The following is a 17,663-nucleotide window of genomic DNA, read 5'->3' as shown; positions in this document are numbered from 1 at the left end:
ACTAAGGTTTCCGCGGCAATGCTAATCAGCCGCGGGTTAGTCGGGACCTAAGGCGAAGCCGGAGGGCGTAGTCGATGGACAATCAGTTAATATTCTGATACTACCTTATATAGCGACGGGGTGACGGAGTAGTGAAAGGTCCGCCCGGAGACGGAATACCGGGTTAAAGGGTGTAGATATAGGACTTGCAGGCAAATCCGCAAGTTTTGTCGAACCTGATAGTACTACAATCCTACGGGAGCGTAGATAGTGACCCTAATCAGACTTCCAAGAAAAACCTCTAGTAATGTATAAGGTACCCGTACCGTAAACCGACACAGGTAGTTGAGGAGAGAATCCTAAGGTGCTCGAGTGATTCATGGCTAAGGAACTAGGCAAAATTGTCCTGTAACTTCGGGAGAAGGGACGCTTCCCTTGCAGCAATGTAAGGAAGCCGCAGTGAAAAGATCCAGGCGACTGTTTAACAAAAACACATGGCTTTGCGAAATCGAAAGATGAAGTATAAGGCCTGACACCTGCCCGGTGCTGGAAGGTTAAGGGGGGAACTTAGTGGAGCAATCTGCGAAGGTTTGAACTGAAGCCCCAGTAAACGGCGGCCGTAACTATAACGGTCCTAAGGTAGCGAAATTCCTTGTCGGGTAAGTTCCGACCTGCACGAATGGTGTAACGATCTGGATACTGTCTCGGCCATGAGCTCGGTGAAATTGTAGTAGCGGTGAAGATGCCGCTTACCCGCAACGGGACGGAAAGACCCCATGAACCTTTACTATAGCTTTGCATTGACAATGGGTAAAAGATGTGTAGGATAGGTGGGAGGCTATGAAGCGGTGTCGCCAGGCATTGTGGAGCCACTGTTGAAATACCACCCTTCTTTTACTTGTTGCCTAACCCGCCGACTGGCGGGGACATTGCATGGTGGGTAGTTTGACTGGGGTGGTCGCCTCCAAAAGAGTAACGGAGGCTTCCAAAGGTTCGCTCAGCACGCTTGGTAACCGTGCGCAGAGTGCAATAGCATAAGCGAGCTTGACTGTGAGACAGACAAGTCGATCAGGGACGAAAGTCGGGTATAGTGATCCGGTGGTACTGAATGGAAGGGCCATCGCTCAAAGGATAAAAGGTACTCTGGGGATAACAGGCTGATCTCCCCCAAGAGCTCACATCGACGGGGAGGTTTGGCACCTCGATGTCGGCTCGTCACATCCTGGGGCTGAAGAAGGTCCCAAGGGTTGGGCTGTTCGCCCATTAAAGTGGCACGCGAGCTGGGTTCAGAACGTCGTGAGACAGTTCGGTCCCTATCTGTTGTGGGCGTAAGAAGCTTGAGAGGACCTGACCTTAGTACGAGAGGACCGGGTTGGACTGACCGCTGGTGTACCAGTTGTATCGCCAGATGCACTGCTGGGTAGCTACGTCGGGATGAGATAAGCGCTGAAAGCATCTAAGTGCGAAACTCACCTCAAGATGAGGCTTCTATAAAGGGACGTTGTAGATGACGACGTTGATAGGCTGCAGGTGTAAAGGCAGAGATGTCAAAGCTGAGCAGTACTAATTACCCGAACGCTTTTTTATTGAAGAGAGTGCCCCGGACTTGTTCCGGGGCCTGGAACAGCTTGAATGTATTTTCTCTTGGTATGTCATAAGATATTTGTTGTTGAGAGAAGCTCAACGACGTTTAACTGCTCATCAAAAGATGAGTAAGTGAACAATAAGCTAGGTGATCCGCCAGTTGGCGGACGACGGGCTCTGAGCAGAAGGAGCAAGTTGAAAAGATCACGAAGGTTTTTAGGTGACTATAGCGACGGGGTCCAGACTAGGCGTCCCCCCTCTTCCCCTTCCGAACCCAGACGGGTAGTCGAGAAGTTGAAGTTGTAGCGTTAGTGCACTTACTACGAGCTTTAGGTGACTATAGCGACGGGGTCCACCTCTTCCCATTCCGAACAGAGAAGTTAAGCCTGTCTGCGCCGATGGTACTGCTGTGCAAGGTGGGAGAGTAGGTCGTTGCCTGATTTTATCAAACAACCCGTAAGGTTGTTACAAGCCTCTAAGAGTAATCTTAGAGGCTTTTTTGCGTTTAAGATGATTTAGAGTCAAGCGGAAAATCTGGGATCAATCTGTATTTCTGGGGGGATTGATTTTTGGCATGGGTATTTTCTGCTTGCATAAAATAGCAAAAGGTCCAAGCGAGACGCATTGAACCAGTTTTGCTTTTTTATTGCCGCCTATTTGCTGAATCGAATAACACTCCTTTTGAGTTTTATCCCCCAGATTTTCTGCTTGATCCAAAGTCTGTATAGAGAGAAGCTGGCGTTCCTCACTCTCCTAAACTGGCTTCTAAGGGCTTGGATCTTGATATTGAAAGGTTTGTGACGGCAAATCGGACTGCGACAAGGTACTTCTTTGCTTGACCGCTCAAAGAGGTTTTGAGTACCAAATGTAGATACTTTCGGCTAAGGGGTTGAAGATTTCAAGCCAGAGTTCTCCCCCAATGCATCTTGTACGTTCAGCAAAAGCTAAATGGCTGCTGGGGTTTGGCAAGGACGCTGGACAGAGTGTTCATCCTGTTCAGGCAGAGTGCCCTGGAGGGCAGAGCCTAGACTTTTAGGGAAGCTAATATGCGGGCAGGTCGAAGCATGCCTACAATTGGCTGCAAAAAAAAGCCTCAACACTATTTGTATTGAGGCTTCTTATCCTTTTCGGTGGATTCCTATTCCTTATTCTTGGACTTTGATTTGGAAGAACCTGAACCTGAAATCGACTCCCTCATTTCAGTGTCAGCCTTTACATTTTGCATTTTGTAGTAGTCCATGATACCCATGTTGCCTGAGCGGAAGGCTTCTGCCATCGCTTTGGGTACTTCAGCTTCCGCTTCGATTACCTTGGCCCGGGCTTCCTGGGCTTTTGCTTTCATTTCTTGCTCCAGGGCTACAGCCATGGCTCTTCTCTCTTCCGCCTTAGCTTCCGCTACTTTCAAGTCGGCCGATGCCTGGTCAGTTTGGAGTTTCGCACCGATGTTAGCTCCAACGTCTACATCTGCAATGTCAATAGAAAGAATTTCGAAAGCTGTTCCAGCATCAAGGCCACGGGCCAGTACGAGTTTGGATATTTTGTCTGGGTTTTCTAAAACAGCTTTGTGTGTAGCGGCAGAACCAATTGAAGTTACAATGCCTTCCCCAACCCTTGCAAGAATGGTGTCTTCGCCAGCTCCACCTACAAGTTGCTGGATATTGGCACGGACGGTCACTCTGGCTTTCGCTACTAATTGGATACCGTCTGCAGCTACTGCAGCTACAGAAGGGGTATTGATTACTTTCGGATTAACTGAGATTTGAACTGCCTCAAACACATCTCTGCCCGCAAGGTCAATCGCAGTTGCTTGCTTGAATGACAAGTTGATGTTGGCTTTGTCAGCTGAAATAAGTGCCCTGATCACCTGTGGCACATTACCGCCAGCCAGGTAGTGCGTCTCCAAGTCAGAGGTTTTCAATTGGCGTTTTTCCCCAGTGTGTTCATCAGAAATAGCGATCCCTGCTTTGGTGGCCGTAATTAATGAGTTTACCACAACACTTGGAGGCACCTTTCTGATGCGCATAAAAACAAGTTCAAGTAGCCCAACCTTTACGCCGGAAAAGATTGCTGTGATCCAAAGGTTCACAGGCACAAAGTATAGGAAAATGAAGAATCCTATAATGGCGGCGAAAACTAAAAATAGAAAAGAAAGATTACCCATTATTGATTAATTTAAGATTGATTCAACGAATATTTTACTATCGACAATTTTCGAAATCTGTATTTTGGCATCGGCTGGTATATAGTCGCCGCTGCTTCGAACTTCCAATATTTTCTCATCAAACAGGCCATTACCAATTGGCTTTAGGGTCGAGATGGCTTTGCCAACATCGCCAACTTTTGCCGTTATGACGATTTCTCCGTTTACTTTCCCCTCCATGGTTGATTTGAGTGAAAATTTCTCCCAAACTCCACTCTTTAAGCTAATCACTACCACTGATATCCCAGCAATCAATGAGACGATGGATGTAATTGCACCAATGGTATTTCCGAAGTACTCGAAACTGAGGTAGAGAGCGGCAATACCAAATATACATCCAAGTATGCCAACAATAGTGGTTCCCGGAATAAACACCACTTCGATGACGATGAGTGCCAGCCCGAAAACCACAAGCCCGATAACAATGAACCACTCTGCCATAATTGTTTAAGTTCCTGAAATTTAGAAATTAACTTCGAGCTTACCTTGAGAAATGTTCGCTTAGTAAGCTCTGGCGAAAATTACTCTTTGCTTTGATGGCTTTCCTGTTACCATACATTTTCCCACCTCTTCTTCTCCATCAAGAGGAATACATCTAATAGTGGCTTTTGTCTCGTCCTTCACTTTTTCTTCCGTTTCCGGGGTGCCATCCCAGTGGGCTAATACAAATCCCCCCTTTTCGTCCAGAACGCTTTTAAACTCTTCGTAGGATTCTACTTTCGTAATCATTCCTGCTCTGAAGTCATGGGCCTTCTTATAGATATTGACCTGCATATCGTCAAGCAGCTGACTTATCGTAGCTGTAAACTCGTCATTCAACGGAATGACTGACTTCTCCAGGGTGTCTCTTCTTGCTACCTCAACCGTTCCGTTTTCCAGGTCTTTGGGGCCGATAGCGATGCGAACCGGCACGCCTTTTAGCTCATACTCAGCAAATTTCCAGCCTGGTTTGTGCGTATCACGATCGTCGTATTTTACGGAAATACCCGCTTTGCGAAGTTTAGTGATCATTTCCTTAGTTACCTCATTGATCTTTTCCTTCTCGTCATCTGAGCGGTAAATAGGAACGATAACGACCTTGTTCGGAGCAAGATTTGGCGGAAGTACCAAGCCGTTGTCGTCGGAGTGAGCCATGATGAGAGCTCCCATTAGTCTGGTACTTACGCCCCAACTGGTGCCCCAGACATACTCAAGGCCACCTTCCTTCGACTGAAACTTGACGTCGAATGCCTTGGCAAAGTTCTGCCCAAGAAAATGTGAAGTGCCTGCCTGAAGCGCTTTCCCATCTTGCATGAGCGCTTCAATGCAATAGGTGTCTTCAGCTCCGGCAAATCTTTCGTTTTCAGTCTTTACGCCTTTTATTACGGGCAGCGCCATGAACGTTTCTGCAAACTCTGCATATACATCGAGCATACGCACTGTTTCTTCTACGGCTTCTGTTTTGGTGGCATGGGCAGTGTGACCTTCCTGCCAGAGAAACTCGGCCGTGCGAAGAAATAGCCTCGTGCGCATTTCCCAGCGCACCACATTGGCCCATTGATTGATGAGTAAAGGAAGGTCTCTATAGGATTGTATCCAGTTTTTGTAAGTGCTCCAAATCACCGTTTCGGATGTTGGCCTCACAATTAATTCTTCTTCTAACTTAGCCTCTGGGTCTACAATAATACCACCTCCGTTTTCATCGTTCTTGAGTCGGTAATGAGTAACCACGGCGCACTCTTTTGCGAATCCTTCTACGTGTGCTGCCTCTTTACTTAAATATGATTTTGGTATGAAAAGTGGGAAGTAGGCGTTAGAATGCCCCGTTTCCTTGAACATGCGATCAAGCTCCTGTTGCATTTTTTCCCAGATAGCGTAGCCATAGGGTTTAATTACCATACATCCCCTAACTGGCGAATTTTCGGCCAAATCAGCCTTCTTTACCAGCTCGTTATACCACAGTGAATAGTCCTCGCTCCTTTTAGGTAATCCTTTACTCATCGAAAAATTAAATTTTGGTACAGATATTGCTTAAATTGTAAATACCATTGACGGCAAATATACGTGAATGAAAGGAAACGGGAAGGGAAACTCTTTACGTTGTTTTGTTGTCATTAAATTATAGGGAGTCAAAAAAATATAAAGCTATGAAAAGGTACACGAAGTTCGCAGCGTTAAAGACAGCTCTAAGCTTAGGGGCATTGATTGCATTGGTGCCTTTTGCGGCTATATCTCAGTCAACTAAAGAAGTGGACGATCTCTACTTTTCAAAAAATGACAGGGTAAAAATCAAGTATGCCACCAACGACGAAGGGCAACCAGTGACCGAGTCTCAGGCAACTTATGAGTCGTATAGCAACAACACTTACAACCCAACTTATTCTGCAAAGACAGTCAACCCTGAGTACATAGCTAAGTATAAGAGTGCTTCGCAGGAAAACGTGCAGGCTCAGCTTGATGAGCAGGCTGCTCTCGATAATCAGGAGAATCAGAATTATAGCAGCGAAGACTACTATGTGGATGGTTATAACTCCAATGGCTACACCACATCCGGAGCCAGCACAGTTAATATATATACTGGTGGTTACGGCAACAATTGGAACTCCTGGATGCCATACAATAATTACTATTTTAGCTCGTGGAACAGCCCTTACTGGAATCCCTACATCGGCTTTTCAATAGGTTATAGCTGGGGTTGGGGCGGAATGGGTTATGGTTATGGCTACCCTTACGGATTTTATGACCCATGGGGCTATAGCTGGGGTGGATACTACGGCGGTGGCTGGGGTAGATACGGTGGCTGGGGTTGGAACAGACCTTATAGCTACTACGGATATGGAAACGGCTATTATCACGGATTCTACGATGGCTACTATTCAGGCGGTGGCAAAGGAGTATATGCGAAAAATGTAGTAAGGGGTGGAAGAGTGAATAGAAGTGCCGTTGGTGGTGGCAGTTATGCAAACACGGCCGGGTCTAGCAGATACAGAAATGCCAATGTGCAAAATGTGACTGGGTCGACTGACAGAAGCGGTTCCACGGCATCGAGAGGAAGAACTGTCTCGAGTTCGACAAGCTCAAGAGACTACTCAGGCACTCAAAACGAATATTTTCAAAGATCCAGGGCTGGCTACACCTCAGGAGTAGGCACTAGCGACAGGAACACCTCTGCTGTGACCAACAGGAATTCAGGCAGAACCACATATGAGTCGGGCGTAAGATCAAGGAGTTCTTATACGGCAGCTGACAGGACTTCTCAAAATGCCAACGCAAGCAGAGGTTCTTCTGCTACAGGAACGACTACTAACTCCAATAGTTCAAGAAGTTTGGCCCCAGCATCTTCTGGAAGGACGAACAATAGTTCGACCAACGAATTCAGGGGAGTGGTGCCCAGCAACTCCAGGTCGTCATCTGGGCAGATGAACAGACAGGTAGTTCCTAATAACAATTCGTACAGAACAAGATCCAATAGCAGTGGCTATTCCAGTCCATCATATTCCGCACCCTCTAATAGTGGGCGAAGCAATAACTCTTACTCAAGCCCTTCTTATAACAGAAGCAGCGGCTCGAGCGGTGGCAGCAGAAGTAATTCTGGCTGGTCTGCTCCGGCTCCCAGCAGAAGTAGTGGTGGGTCTAACACCTTTTCTGCTCCTAGCAGAAGTTCTGGTAGCAGCGGTGGGTTTTCGGCACCTAGCCGATCTTCTGGAAGCAGCTCCGGTGGAAGCAGGTCATCAGGATCCTCCTCGGGGGGAACGAGAAGTGGCCGTGGTAATTAAGTTTTATTCATAAATACCAGACTAAAATGAAGAAGTTGACTAAGCTTACCGTCGTAGGCATGCTAATGGTATGCTCTGTTGGAAAACTAAGTGCGCAGGTTGAAAGTGGGTCGTTTGGTTATTACACTGATGCGTTAAGATTCAGCAGTATTTCATCTACAACCGGTTCGGCCAGGATGCAGGGATTAGGGGGAGCCAATACTTCTCTTGGGGGAGATATCACGACTGCTGCAAGTAACCCGGCAGGTCTTGGATACTTTAACAGGTCTGTGTTTGCTGTTACACCCTCATTAAATTTTAATACTTCGGACGCCACGTTTGCTGACGAAAAAAATAGCGGATATCTCAATAAGTTCAATTTGAGCACGTTAGGTGTAGCCTTTAATTTCTCGAAAGGGGACGTTGTTCAGGACAAGTTCAAGGGAGGAACGTTTGCTATTAACTATCAGCGAGTGAATGATTTTTACAATGAATTCACATATGAGGGCTACAACGATAATAGCTCGATAATTGACTATTTTCTTGAGCAATCGAACGGCATACCTTTAAACAGCATCGACAACAGAGGGTTGCTAAGCCTTGCTTACTACAATTATCTGATCAATCCTGTGGCAGGCCAGGAAGGAACTTATGATTCGTTTGTGTTAGGATACCCTCGTCAGAGCGAAACCGTTAAAACCGTAGGCGGCCAAAACCAGTGGAGCTTTTCTTACGGTGGTAACTACGACGACAAAATTTACTTTGGAGCTGGTTTAGGGATTGTGGGGTTAAGGTATAAGAATACTAAACGTTATACAGAGAATAGTTTCTACGACTTCGCTAATGATGCGGATGACCCGACCATCAACAGCATTTCGGCTGACGAAAGTCTTGAGATAACAGGAACTGGTGTGAATGCGACTTTTGGTTTCATCTACCGGCCACTGGACCTGGTCAGGTTTGGGGTTTCGTATACTACCCCGACGATCTATGATTTGAACGAGATAAGCACGTATTCGCTCACTACCAACTACAACAATTTCTATTATGAGCCGGAAGATACGGTTCTTAATGTATTGACCTCCGATGGAGACCTGTTGGAGTCGAGCTACCAAATGACTACGCCAGGTCGGCTATCAGCTGGTGTTTCAGTATTTGCTGGAAAGAATGGGTTTGTTTCTGCCGATGTGGAGCTGGTTAATTACTCCGGAGCCAGGCTAAGGTCGAGTGATTTTTCGGCTAATGCTGACAATAGAACGATAGAGAATCTTTATAAGTCGACTCTGAACTACCGTATTGGGGCTGAGGCAAGGTTGGATATATTCAGATTGAGAGCCGGTTATGTGCTGTATGGCAATCCTTACGCCAGTTCTGATTCTTCTACCGGGAACAAGCAGTCAGTTACGGCTGGCGCCGGTATCAGATTAAGCAACTTCTATGTTGACCTTGGCATCATCAATACTTTTTCGAATCAGAATTACTCACCATATATATTGGCTAACAATGTAAGCCCGGAGGTTAGCATCAAAAACAGAACGACCTCAGGTCTGATTACTTTTGGTTTTACATTCTAAAGCCGGGCAAGGAGCTCTGTAGCTACATCTGATGCTAATTTGTTCTCGGTTGAGATGATGATTTGGGCTTTTTGATAGAACGGAAGTCGCCATGAAAAGCGCTCCTGAAGCTGGGTCATTACTTCAGACCCGGCCAATCCTTTGAACAATGGCCTTATGCTTTCCCCGGGAGCTACCCTGGCAGCGAGTTCCTTCCAGGATGTTTCCAGATAACACGTGACTCCATCTCTGTTCATTTTTTCGAGATTATCGAAAAAACAGGGAGTGCCTCCACCAGTGGCTACAACCTTAATATCCTTTGATTCAATAAGAGAGGCAAGGCAAGCAGCCTCCACTTTTCTGAAATAGTCTTCGCCTTCTTTTTCAAATACTTCGCTGATGGCTCTGCCCTCCCTTTGAACTATTATGTCATCGAGGTCGATGAATGGAATGCCGAGTTGAGTGCTCAAAAGTTTCCCGACAGTGGTTTTTCCTGACCCAGGCAAACCAATCAAGAAAATAGGTTTTCCGTCAGCCAACATTTATCGAAGAAGACTTTGGACATCGTATGCAGTTGGCACATCGTTGAAATGCCACTTGCCCTTCACCAAGCCGTCTTTTACGAGCAGAAGCCCTGGATTAGACCTGATGATTGTTTTCAGAACTGTGGCGTCGGAATAGTAGTAAGGAACTGCCAGTTGCACTTCGTGCCTAAAGGCTTCGAAGCTTGTGGGATCTGACGCTGTCAGTGCCCAGGTGTCTACTTGTCCACTGAGCTGACTGATAAGTGTGTTGATCTCAGAAAAGTGTTCTTTATTGACCTTTTCCACGTTGTAGGTGATCACAAACAGCTTATTCCCAGTAAATGTTTCCTGCGTAAAGTCGCCTTCATCGTTCCACACTGCATAGTCTGTGATTTTCGGTTGCACTTCGGGGTTAAGGATGACCATTTCCTTGAAGGTGTACGACTTATCGGTGGGGTACTGCTCCATCCGGTACTCTTTGCCATCCTTTTCCATCACGTATTCATACTTCAGTTCGCCTGACGGCTCCATAAGCTCGGGCAGGTTGTTACCTACTTTGTATGCTCTGAAATCGATGAAAGGAAGGTGACGGATGGCGTATATGCCAATGAAAAGCGATAGAGCTGTTGCGCCTCCAATGATAATATCTTTGGTGCGACTTTCCTCAGACTCGCTGGCTACAAGGCCTCTTTTGAGGAATAAGAAAGCTATGAAAATGGTGAGTATGATATCTTTTATGAATGACTCCCACGGAGTAAGTTTGATGGCGTCGCCAAAGCAGCCACAGTCAGTCACTTTGTCAAAATAAGCTGAGTAGAAGGTGAGAAATGTAAAGAACACAATGATGATAAGCAGCAGCCAGTAGGTGATTTTTACCCGGTAATTAAGAAGGACGGCGATTCCCAGTACCACTTCCAGCACACAAAGAAACACCGCCAATGGTAAAGCAAGAGGAACGAATATTTCGAAGAATGAGGCAATGTCGGAAGCGAAAACCTCGAAGTACTCCTCAAGCTTGATGGCAGTACCTACAGGGTCGTTGATTTTGATGGCACCAGAAAAAATAAAGAGACCACCGACGAAAAATCTTGATACTTGTAATAGCCACTTCATTTGCTGAGATAGTTTAGTTTTATCAAACAAAACACTGCGTAATTGATCATGTCCTGATAGTTGGCTTTTATACCTTCTGACACCAGTGTTTTTCCTTTGTTGTCTTCTATTTGTTTTACTCTCAATAACTTCATTAAAATAATGTCAGTCATTGAGCTTACCCTCATTTCCCGCCAGGCCTCACCATAATCATGATTTTTGTTAAGGAGCAATTCCATTGTCTCCCTGGCAATTTTATCATAGTGAGGTTCCAACGCTTCATACGGTAGTTCGAGCGCTGGGTTTTCGGCCAGCTCCATTTGAATCATAGCGATGATGCAATAGTTGATGATGCCAATAAACTCTCCACTGATATTATCTTCCACTTTTTGCGTTCCCTTTTCCTGAATAGAGCGGATTCTTTGCGCTTTGATGAATATTTGATCGGTGAGGGAAGAAAGCCGCAAAATGCGCCAGGCGGTGCCATAATCACGGGTCTTCTTTTCAAATAATTCTTTACAAGCCTTTATTACTTGAGTATATTCGCCTACAGTTTTTTCTTCCAAAGGAGTATATCTTAATTGTTCCAACAGGGCGCTAAAAATAACGAAATTGCTTTCAATTCATAAACCCTTTGATGCTAAAAGGAGTATCGAAGTTCGGGGACAAATCATATCGCTGGAATCTCCATGTGTGATGGGCATTGTTAACTTCACTCCCGACTCGTTTTATGATGGAGGGCGATTGAAGAGCGACAGTGACATACTGGCGCTTGCCGAAAGGCATTTAACCAATGGAGCGACTTTTCTTGATATAGGCGGTTATTCCTCCCGCCCTGACGCTGATCATATTAGTGAAGAAGAGGAGCAGCGGCGGGTTGGCCATGTAGTTGCCACAGTCATCCGACAGTTTCCTCAAGCTATTCTATCAGTGGATACCTTCAGGGCGGCAGTTGCCAAAGCGGCTCTTGATGCCGGTGCTCAAATGATTAATGATATTTCAGGAGGAGAACTGGATGCTGAAATGTTTTCATTAGTAGCGGAGCGGAATGTTCCTTACATTCTCATGCACATGAAGGGTATACCGCAGACGATGAAGCAGATGTCGGATTATGAGGATGTTTTACAGGAAGTTTGTGACTACTTTAGTAGCAAGCTTAACTCTTTGCGTTCGAATGGGGTGAAGGACATTATCATTGACCCTGGTTTTGGGTTTGCAAAAGGGCCTACGGTAGGTTTTGAGTTACTAGCAAAGATGTCATTTCTTAAAGCATTGGGTGCTCCGGTTATGGTGGGGTTATCGAGGAAGTCGATGATTTATAAAACACTTGAAATAAATGCGGAAGAAGCGCTTAATGGCACAACAGCTTTGCATATGATTGCGTTAGAGAATGGGGCGAATATTCTGAGGGTACATGATACAAAAGAGGCTATTGAGGCCATAGAATTATACAGGAGGGTATATACTTGATACTAGCGTTCAAAATTGGGTTTTTAGAAATTGGATGGGTTGATGTCATCGACATAGGCTTTGTGAGCGTGCTCCTGTACCATGTGTACAAGCTCATGAGGGGGAGCGTAGCCATTCGGGTGTTTCTAGGCTTCCTGTTTCTCTACCTGGTTTATCTGGTGGTGAGGGCCGCCGAGATGGAACTTTTGTCGATTATTCTCGGACAGTTCATGGGAGTGGGTGTGCTGGCGGTCATTATCTTGTTTCAGCAGGAAATCAGGAAGTTCCTGCTCATTATCGGGCGAACCACCGCATTTGACAAGGAAAGTTTTTTCAAATCGTTTGGTGTCTTTTGGCGTAGTTCATCTGCCAGTAATAAATTTGATGTGACTCCTTTAGTAGAGGGAATGAAAAGCCTTGGCGGATCAAACACCGGAGCCCTTATGGTGGTTTCTAAGAACACCGAACTCAAGTTTTACGCAGAATCTGGCGACAGAATGGACGCTATTCTCTCCAAAAGGCTGCTTCTCTCTATATTCAACAAATATAGTCCGCTGCACGATGGCGCTGTAATAGTTTACGAGGGGAAGATAGTGGCTGCCAGGTGTATTTTGCCTGTGACCGAAAGAGATAATTTACCGGCCCAATTTGGGTTGAGGCACCGGGCGGCAATTGGAATGTCGGAGCAAACGGACACTTTGATTCTGGTGGTTTCGGAAGAAACAGGGCAGCTTTCGGTGGTGAGGAACGGACGAGTGTTTTACAACCTGGCACCTCAAGACATCCGGAAGAAAATCAACGACTACCTGTCAGAGAATGAAGACGAGGAGCTGCTTTCTGAAGCAAATAAAGCGGCAGCTGCTGAGGCCGAAAAACCGTTGAAAAAGGAAAAGACCTCCGCTTAGTGATGCCCGGCATTCACCGGCTTCTCCAGCTTCACGCCAAAGGAATACTCCAGCAGTTTGCGTACTGTGAGCCCCTGAAACAGGATAGACAACACAACCACCGTATAAGTCATTGTGACAATGATGTCCTTTCCCTCAAACTCAGGGAGAGACAGCGACAGTGCAATAGGTATGCCCCCCCGGAGCCCGCCCCAGGTCATGATTGTCACGGAGTGTTTTTCGAAATGGTGTTGGTCGAAAGTTGACATGAGCTTGATGGGGATTCCCACGCTGATAAACCGTGCTACCAATATCAATGTAAAAGCAAAAAAGCCAGCTGCGAAATAGTCGAGACGAATGGTGATGACCAACATTTCGAGCCCGATTAACACAAAAAGCATGGCATTTAGAGACTCCTCCATCAAACTCCAAAACTTAAACACGTAGTCGCTGGTGACGCTGGTGATATAGTTTCCACGCCCCTCGTTTCCTATAATTAGCCCGGCTACCACTGCAGCCTGTTTGGCGGAGATGTGGAGCATTGTAGCAATTTGCGCTCCCGTTAGCACCAGCGCCAGTGTGACCAGGATCTCCAGTTCCGATTGGTCGTTGTCGATGTATTTAAGTAGCCTGTAGCCGACAAAGCCAAGGATAAGCCCAAGTATGATTCCACCCCCAACATCAAGCGAAAATACAAAGCCGACATCCCAGAAGCTGATTCTGTGGTCTTCGCCAGTGTGGGCCAGGTCAAGTAGCGTTAGCGCCAATACAACGGCCACTCCGTCATTAAAAAGTGACTCGCCCGATACTTGTATCGCAAGTCTGTTGGACAAGTTATACTTCTTTATAGTTGATGTGAGCGCAATAGGGTCGGTGGGTGATATCAGGGCACCAAAGACCAGGCAATAGATCAGGTCAAGATGGATGCCTGCGAATTTAAGAATATAGAAAATGCCAATGCCGACGATAACTGTTGAAATAAAAATGCTTGCCGTGGCTAAAATTAGAACGGGCCATTTTTCCTGAGCCAGCTTTTTGAAATCGATTTGGAGCGCTCCGGCAAAGAGCATGAAAATGAGAACTACCTGATAGAGGACATCGGAATAGTCGTAATTTTCCATGACACGCTCGGTGCCTATGATGAAATCGGGGAACAGCCAGCCAGCCACTAAAATGCAAAAGGACAGGCAAAGCGCCATTAACATCAGCCCAATGGAAGAGGGCAATTTGATGAAGTATGTGTTTACGTATATAAAGATGCCTGCCAGGCAGACAAAAATTGCGATTATATCAAGTATATGCATAGAAGGCCTTCAATGCCGGGTAATTTTTTTGTTATAATAACTATGCAGGTGATTTAGATAAAATTTGCCCAAATTTAGTGTATTATGAGTAAATGACCCGTTTTTTTTTACGGTTACTCAAAACTCCTACGAATGCAGTCTTTTGGGTTCCGGATTTAAATTGCGTCAAAAAGGGACTATCCCGAACTCAGCAGCGAATGACCACCCGTTTTTTATGAAGAAAGAAAAGCTAAAGAAGCAATTTGAGGTATTGCAACAGAAAAGGAAGCAGCTAATTGAAATAGTTGCGTCGGCAGATGCGGGCTTGTTGAACCGATCACCTGCGGAAGGAAAGTGGAGCATACTGCAAATTCTTTATCATGTGAGGGCGTCTGAGGCTGGAACGCTGCGCTACATTGAAAAAAAATTATCGTTTTCGCCGGATGGGCTTGCAAACTCCCCTTTTCTCTCAGGTGCAAAGTTGTTGTTGCTCGAAATTACTTTGAGGTCACCCCTAAAGTTCAAAGCCCCTAAAGGACTAGATGTGTTTCCTGAGAAGTTGGCGCTGGAAGAAATCAAAGAAGACTGGGATCGGTCTGATGAGGGCTTCTTGAAGCTTATTGATCGCCTCGACGAACATCAGTTTGGCTGGCAGCTTTTCAAGCATCCCATTATTGGGCGGCTCGATATGCAGCAGACGATCAAATTTATGATCAGTCATTTCGACCACCACGCACGTCAAATAAAACGATTAACGAGCTGATTTTCTTTCAGATAAAAAGTCGTTGAGAAAAAAGCCGATCATTGGTAAAACCATTCCTATGAATGCGAATAAGATTGTCATTTTATACCTCCTGAGTTTTAAGTTGTGTGTTGATACTTTCTATGAGCTGATATATTTCGGTTTCAAGGGAGCTAAGTTGATGATCCAGCTCCCACTGACCCTGGCTGGCAAGCTCTGAGATTGTCGATATTTTCTTTGAAGCCGCTTCATCGCTTAGTAGTTCAAGCAGAGTTTTTGATTTGTGTTTGATGAAGTTCAGCCAATACATATTTTTTGTTTCTACTCCCTCTCTGATGCAAGACAAATAGTTTGCCAATTCTTGCGTGCTTTGATCAATAAATGTGTTGATGAATGATTCATCATCTTTTCCAAGCTCCAGTACCTGACTAAAATTATTCGTGTTCATTTCCATAACTTTCAGGTTCAAAGGTATTGTGAGAAGGGTGATTGAACTGTGAATAATTTCTTCATTACTTACACGGCTGACAACATCTTGACTAATTAGCTATTCGGTCATTTCTTTAATGAAAGCCTTAAAAACCAGCTTTTTGTTGAGAGCGAAGAGTGAAAGTTTTGCCGGAAAGGTGTGAGAAAGTTTCAAATTGCAGGTAAAAGCTACTTCAACGACCACTCAGCACATTCTCTGCGAACTTCGTAAAGCATCGTTTCGGGCTAACATATTAACCTCTATTTTTGACTCGACTTAGTTTTATGATAAGCGTACAAAGCGTTATTTACACCTATGGGCCAGACAAGCGCCTCGCATTTCCTGACTGGGAAGTTGAGCAGGGGAAGCATAGCCTGATTCTGGGCGGGTCGGGGTGTGGCAAAACGACTTTGCTTCATTTGCTGGCCGGGCTTCGAACGCCAACAGGCGGTATTGTGAAGGCAGCAGATCAGGTACTTTCTGAATTCGGAGGTCATAGAATGGATGTGTTCAGAGGTAAGCATATTGGGCTTATTTTCCAAAAGCCTCACCTGCTGAGTGTATTAACAGTTGAGGACAATTTGCTGCTTGCTCAGTATATGGCTGAGCTCCCTCAGGACAAAAAAAGGATACGGGATGTGCTTGATGTTCTTAACCTGTCGGATAGAAGAAATGCGAAGGTTTATGAGCTAAGTCAGGGAGAAGCCCAGCGAATAGCGATAGCAAGGGCTGTATTAAACAAACCACAAGTGATTCTGGCGGATGAACCGACTGCCAGTTTGGATGACGATAACAGCGAAAAGGTTTTGAATATCCTTGAAGAACAGGCAAATGTGTATAATGCTACGCTCGTTATTGCTACACACGACCAAAGGGTGAAGAGTCGATTCCCGCACCAACTCAAGCTTTAAATAGAGATATGAACCTTTTTGTTTTAAGCTGGAAGTACATAAAAGGCAAGCCGCTGAGTACAGCGCTCAACGTGCTATTGCTGTCGTTCGGAATAGGCATTATTGTCGTTTTGCTCCTTGTAAGTCAGCAGGTGCAGGAAAAGCTCTCGGAAAATGCCAGCGGAATTGATCTTGTGGTGGGGGCCAAAGGCAGCCCTCTTCAAATAATACTCGGAAGCATCTACCATATCGACTACCCAACGGGGAACATACCTCTTAATGAAGCTGCAAAACTCGCCAGGAACAGGCTGGTAAAAAACGTGATTCCACTGGCGCTGGGGGATAGCTACAAATCTTTAAGAATTGTGGGCTCGACCACGGGATTTGCTGAGCTGTACGGCTTGGCCCTTGATGATGGAGCACTCTGGGCGGGCGACTACGAAGTAACACTCGGGGCAGCTGCCGCACAAACGTTGAGCCTGGCAGTTGGCGATACCTTTTTTGGAGAACACGGCATGGCTGATGGGGGAGAGGCGCATGACGCTCATGCCTATAAGGTAGTGGGAATACTACAGCCCACGGGTAAGGTGGTGGACAACCTTATTTTAACAAGTATTCCAAGTGTATGGCTGATGCATGGCCATGATGAAGCAGAGGACGGGCATGAGAACTTGCCGGATACGGCGGCAATGGAAGTTTTGGGAATACCAGTCACATCGGAGCAGCTCGAAGAAAAAGAGGTGACCTCATTGCTGGTGCAGTATAGGGGCCCGATGGCGGCCGTTCAGCTTCCCCGCATGGTGAATACCCAAAGCAGCATGCAGGCTGCTTCACCGGCCTTCGAAACTGCCAGGCTTTTCTCATTGATTGGCATAGGGGTCGATGTGGTGCAGGGCTTTGCCTACCTGATCATAGCAATGGCTGGGTTAAGCATTTTTATAGCACTGTACAACTCGTTGAAGGAAAGGCAGTATGATCTGGCCATCATGCGGTCGTTGGGCGCATCGAGGCTCAGGCTATTCATTCACATTGTCATGGAGGGCGTTATCATTACGTTGCTGGGAGCCGGGGTTGGCTTTGTGCTGGGTCATGGGGTAGTAGAAATACTTGCGCAGTACATTTTAAAAGGATCGTCTGCTGGCATCACCGGCCTTGTATTTTTGCCTTCCGAACTTTACATATTATATATAAGTTTACTTCTGGGAGTGATAGCTTCTCTTATTCCGGCTATCAATGCCTATAAGACTGACATTTCTGAGGTACTTGCTAAAGGAGCATAA

15 protein-coding genes and 2 rRNA genes (1 of these 17 only partly in view) are annotated in these 17,663 nt (G+C 45.8%); 9 read left to right on the top strand and 8 right to left on the bottom strand.

Going from position 1 to position 17,663, the window contains the following annotated elements; genetic code table 11:
- Together ACMVP2_RS06640 and rrf are read left to right on the top strand one after the other, a co-directional pair.
- Positions 1–1,566, top strand: a 23S ribosomal RNA gene (locus ACMVP2_RS06640); it begins 1,335 nt to the left of the window's first position.
- A 326-nt stretch (positions 1,567–1,892) separates the two neighbouring features.
- Positions 1,893–2,004 (top strand): 5S ribosomal RNA (rrf, locus tag ACMVP2_RS06635).
- A gap of 697 nt (positions 2,005–2,701) precedes the next feature.
- Here rrf and floA read toward each other — a convergent pair.
- From floA to proS, 3 genes are read right to left on the bottom strand one after another with little or no spacing between them, the layout of a single operon-like run.
- Positions 2,702–3,724, bottom strand: coding sequence for a flotillin-like protein FloA (gene floA / locus ACMVP2_RS06630; protein WP_151999621.1), 1,023 nt, complete (start codon positions 3,722–3,724; stop codon positions 2,702–2,704).
- Between the two features lie 6 nt (positions 3,725–3,730).
- The gene (locus tag ACMVP2_RS06625) at positions 3,731–4,204 is read right to left on the bottom strand and encodes a hypothetical protein (protein WP_416867134.1); all 474 of its coding nucleotides are present in this window, start codon (positions 4,202–4,204) and stop codon (positions 3,731–3,733) included.
- 60 nt (positions 4,205–4,264) lie between these two features.
- Positions 4,265–5,743: a proline--tRNA ligase gene (gene proS, locus ACMVP2_RS06620; protein WP_416867133.1), complete on the bottom strand. Its 1,479-nt coding sequence runs from the start codon at positions 5,741–5,743 to the stop codon at positions 4,265–4,267.
- A gap of 146 nt (positions 5,744–5,889) precedes the next feature.
- On the opposite strand from proS, the gene ACMVP2_RS06615 reads away from it, so the two are divergent.
- A complete protein-coding gene (locus ACMVP2_RS06615; protein ID WP_317489636.1) occupies positions 5,890–7,518 on the top strand; it encodes a hypothetical protein in 1,629 nt (542 codons plus the stop codon).
- A gap of 26 nt (positions 7,519–7,544) precedes the next feature.
- Positions 7,545–9,071 carry a long-chain fatty acid transporter gene (locus ACMVP2_RS06610; RefSeq protein WP_339815861.1) on the top strand — a complete coding sequence of 509 codons (1,527 nt, stop codon included), beginning with the start codon at positions 7,545–7,547 and terminating at the stop codon, positions 9,069–9,071.
- Here the strand turns inward: ACMVP2_RS06610 and ACMVP2_RS06605 are convergent.
- From ACMVP2_RS06605 to ACMVP2_RS06595, 3 genes are read right to left on the bottom strand one after another with little or no spacing between them, the layout of a single operon-like run.
- Positions 9,068–9,592: a shikimate kinase gene (locus ACMVP2_RS06605; protein ID WP_416867132.1), complete on the bottom strand. Its 525-nt coding sequence runs from the start codon at positions 9,590–9,592 to the stop codon at positions 9,068–9,070. The two genes, ACMVP2_RS06610 and ACMVP2_RS06605, sit on opposite strands and share 4 nt — an antisense overlap.
- Positions 9,593–10,687 carry a BT_3928 family protein gene (locus tag ACMVP2_RS06600; protein WP_416867131.1) on the bottom strand — a complete coding sequence of 365 codons (1,095 nt, stop codon included), beginning with the start codon at positions 10,685–10,687 and terminating at the stop codon, positions 9,593–9,595.
- Positions 10,684–11,232, bottom strand: coding sequence for a DUF1599 domain-containing protein (locus tag ACMVP2_RS06595; RefSeq protein WP_317489640.1), 549 nt, complete (start codon positions 11,230–11,232; stop codon positions 10,684–10,686). Before ACMVP2_RS06595 ends, ACMVP2_RS06600 begins: the two co-directional genes overlap by 4 nt.
- A 46-nt stretch (positions 11,233–11,278) precedes the next feature.
- Between ACMVP2_RS06595 and folP the strand changes: the two genes are divergently transcribed.
- Entirely contained in the window at positions 11,279–12,136 is an 858-nt protein-coding gene (gene folP / locus ACMVP2_RS06590) for a dihydropteroate synthase (RefSeq protein ID WP_416867130.1), read from the top strand.
- On the top strand, positions 12,133–13,020 hold the full coding sequence (cdaA, locus tag ACMVP2_RS06585) for a diadenylate cyclase CdaA (protein WP_151999629.1): 888 nt from the start codon (positions 12,133–12,135) through the stop codon (positions 13,018–13,020). Before folP ends, cdaA begins: the two co-directional genes overlap by 4 nt.
- On the opposite strand, the gene ACMVP2_RS06580 is transcribed toward cdaA, so the two are convergent.
- On the bottom strand, positions 13,017–14,303 hold the full coding sequence (locus ACMVP2_RS06580; protein WP_317489642.1) for a sodium:proton antiporter: 1,287 nt from the start codon (positions 14,301–14,303) through the stop codon (positions 13,017–13,019). The genes cdaA and ACMVP2_RS06580 overlap by 4 nt on opposite strands.
- A 214-nt stretch (positions 14,304–14,517) precedes the next feature.
- On the opposite strand from ACMVP2_RS06580, the gene ACMVP2_RS06575 reads away from it, so the two are divergent.
- Entirely contained in the window at positions 14,518–15,045 is a 528-nt protein-coding gene (locus tag ACMVP2_RS06575) for a DinB family protein (protein ID WP_416867129.1), read from the top strand.
- 82 nt (positions 15,046–15,127) lie between these two features.
- Here the strand turns inward: ACMVP2_RS06575 and ACMVP2_RS06570 are convergent, their stop codons facing one another.
- Positions 15,128–15,472 (bottom strand): hypothetical protein, encoded by a 345-nt coding sequence (locus ACMVP2_RS06570; RefSeq protein WP_339789738.1) that lies wholly within the window; start codon positions 15,470–15,472, stop codon positions 15,128–15,130.
- Positions 15,473–15,777: 305 nt separating this feature from the next.
- Between ACMVP2_RS06570 and ACMVP2_RS06565 the strand changes: the two genes are divergently transcribed.
- Both ACMVP2_RS06565 and ACMVP2_RS06560 read left to right on the top strand, forming a co-directional pair.
- Positions 15,778–16,404, top strand: a complete 627-nt coding sequence (locus tag ACMVP2_RS06565; protein WP_416867128.1) for an ABC transporter ATP-binding protein — start codon at positions 15,778–15,780, stop codon at positions 16,402–16,404.
- Between the two features lie 8 nt (positions 16,405–16,412).
- A complete protein-coding gene (locus ACMVP2_RS06560; protein ID WP_416867127.1) occupies positions 16,413–17,663 on the top strand; it encodes an ABC transporter permease in 1,251 nt (416 codons plus the stop codon).

The organism is Imperialibacter sp. (assembly GCF_048007035.1).
Classification (GTDB): domain Bacteria; phylum Bacteroidota; class Bacteroidia; order Cytophagales; family Cyclobacteriaceae; genus Imperialibacter.
Note: the sequence above shows the minus strand (reverse complement) of the source record. Positions and strands in the feature narration are given on the sequence as shown.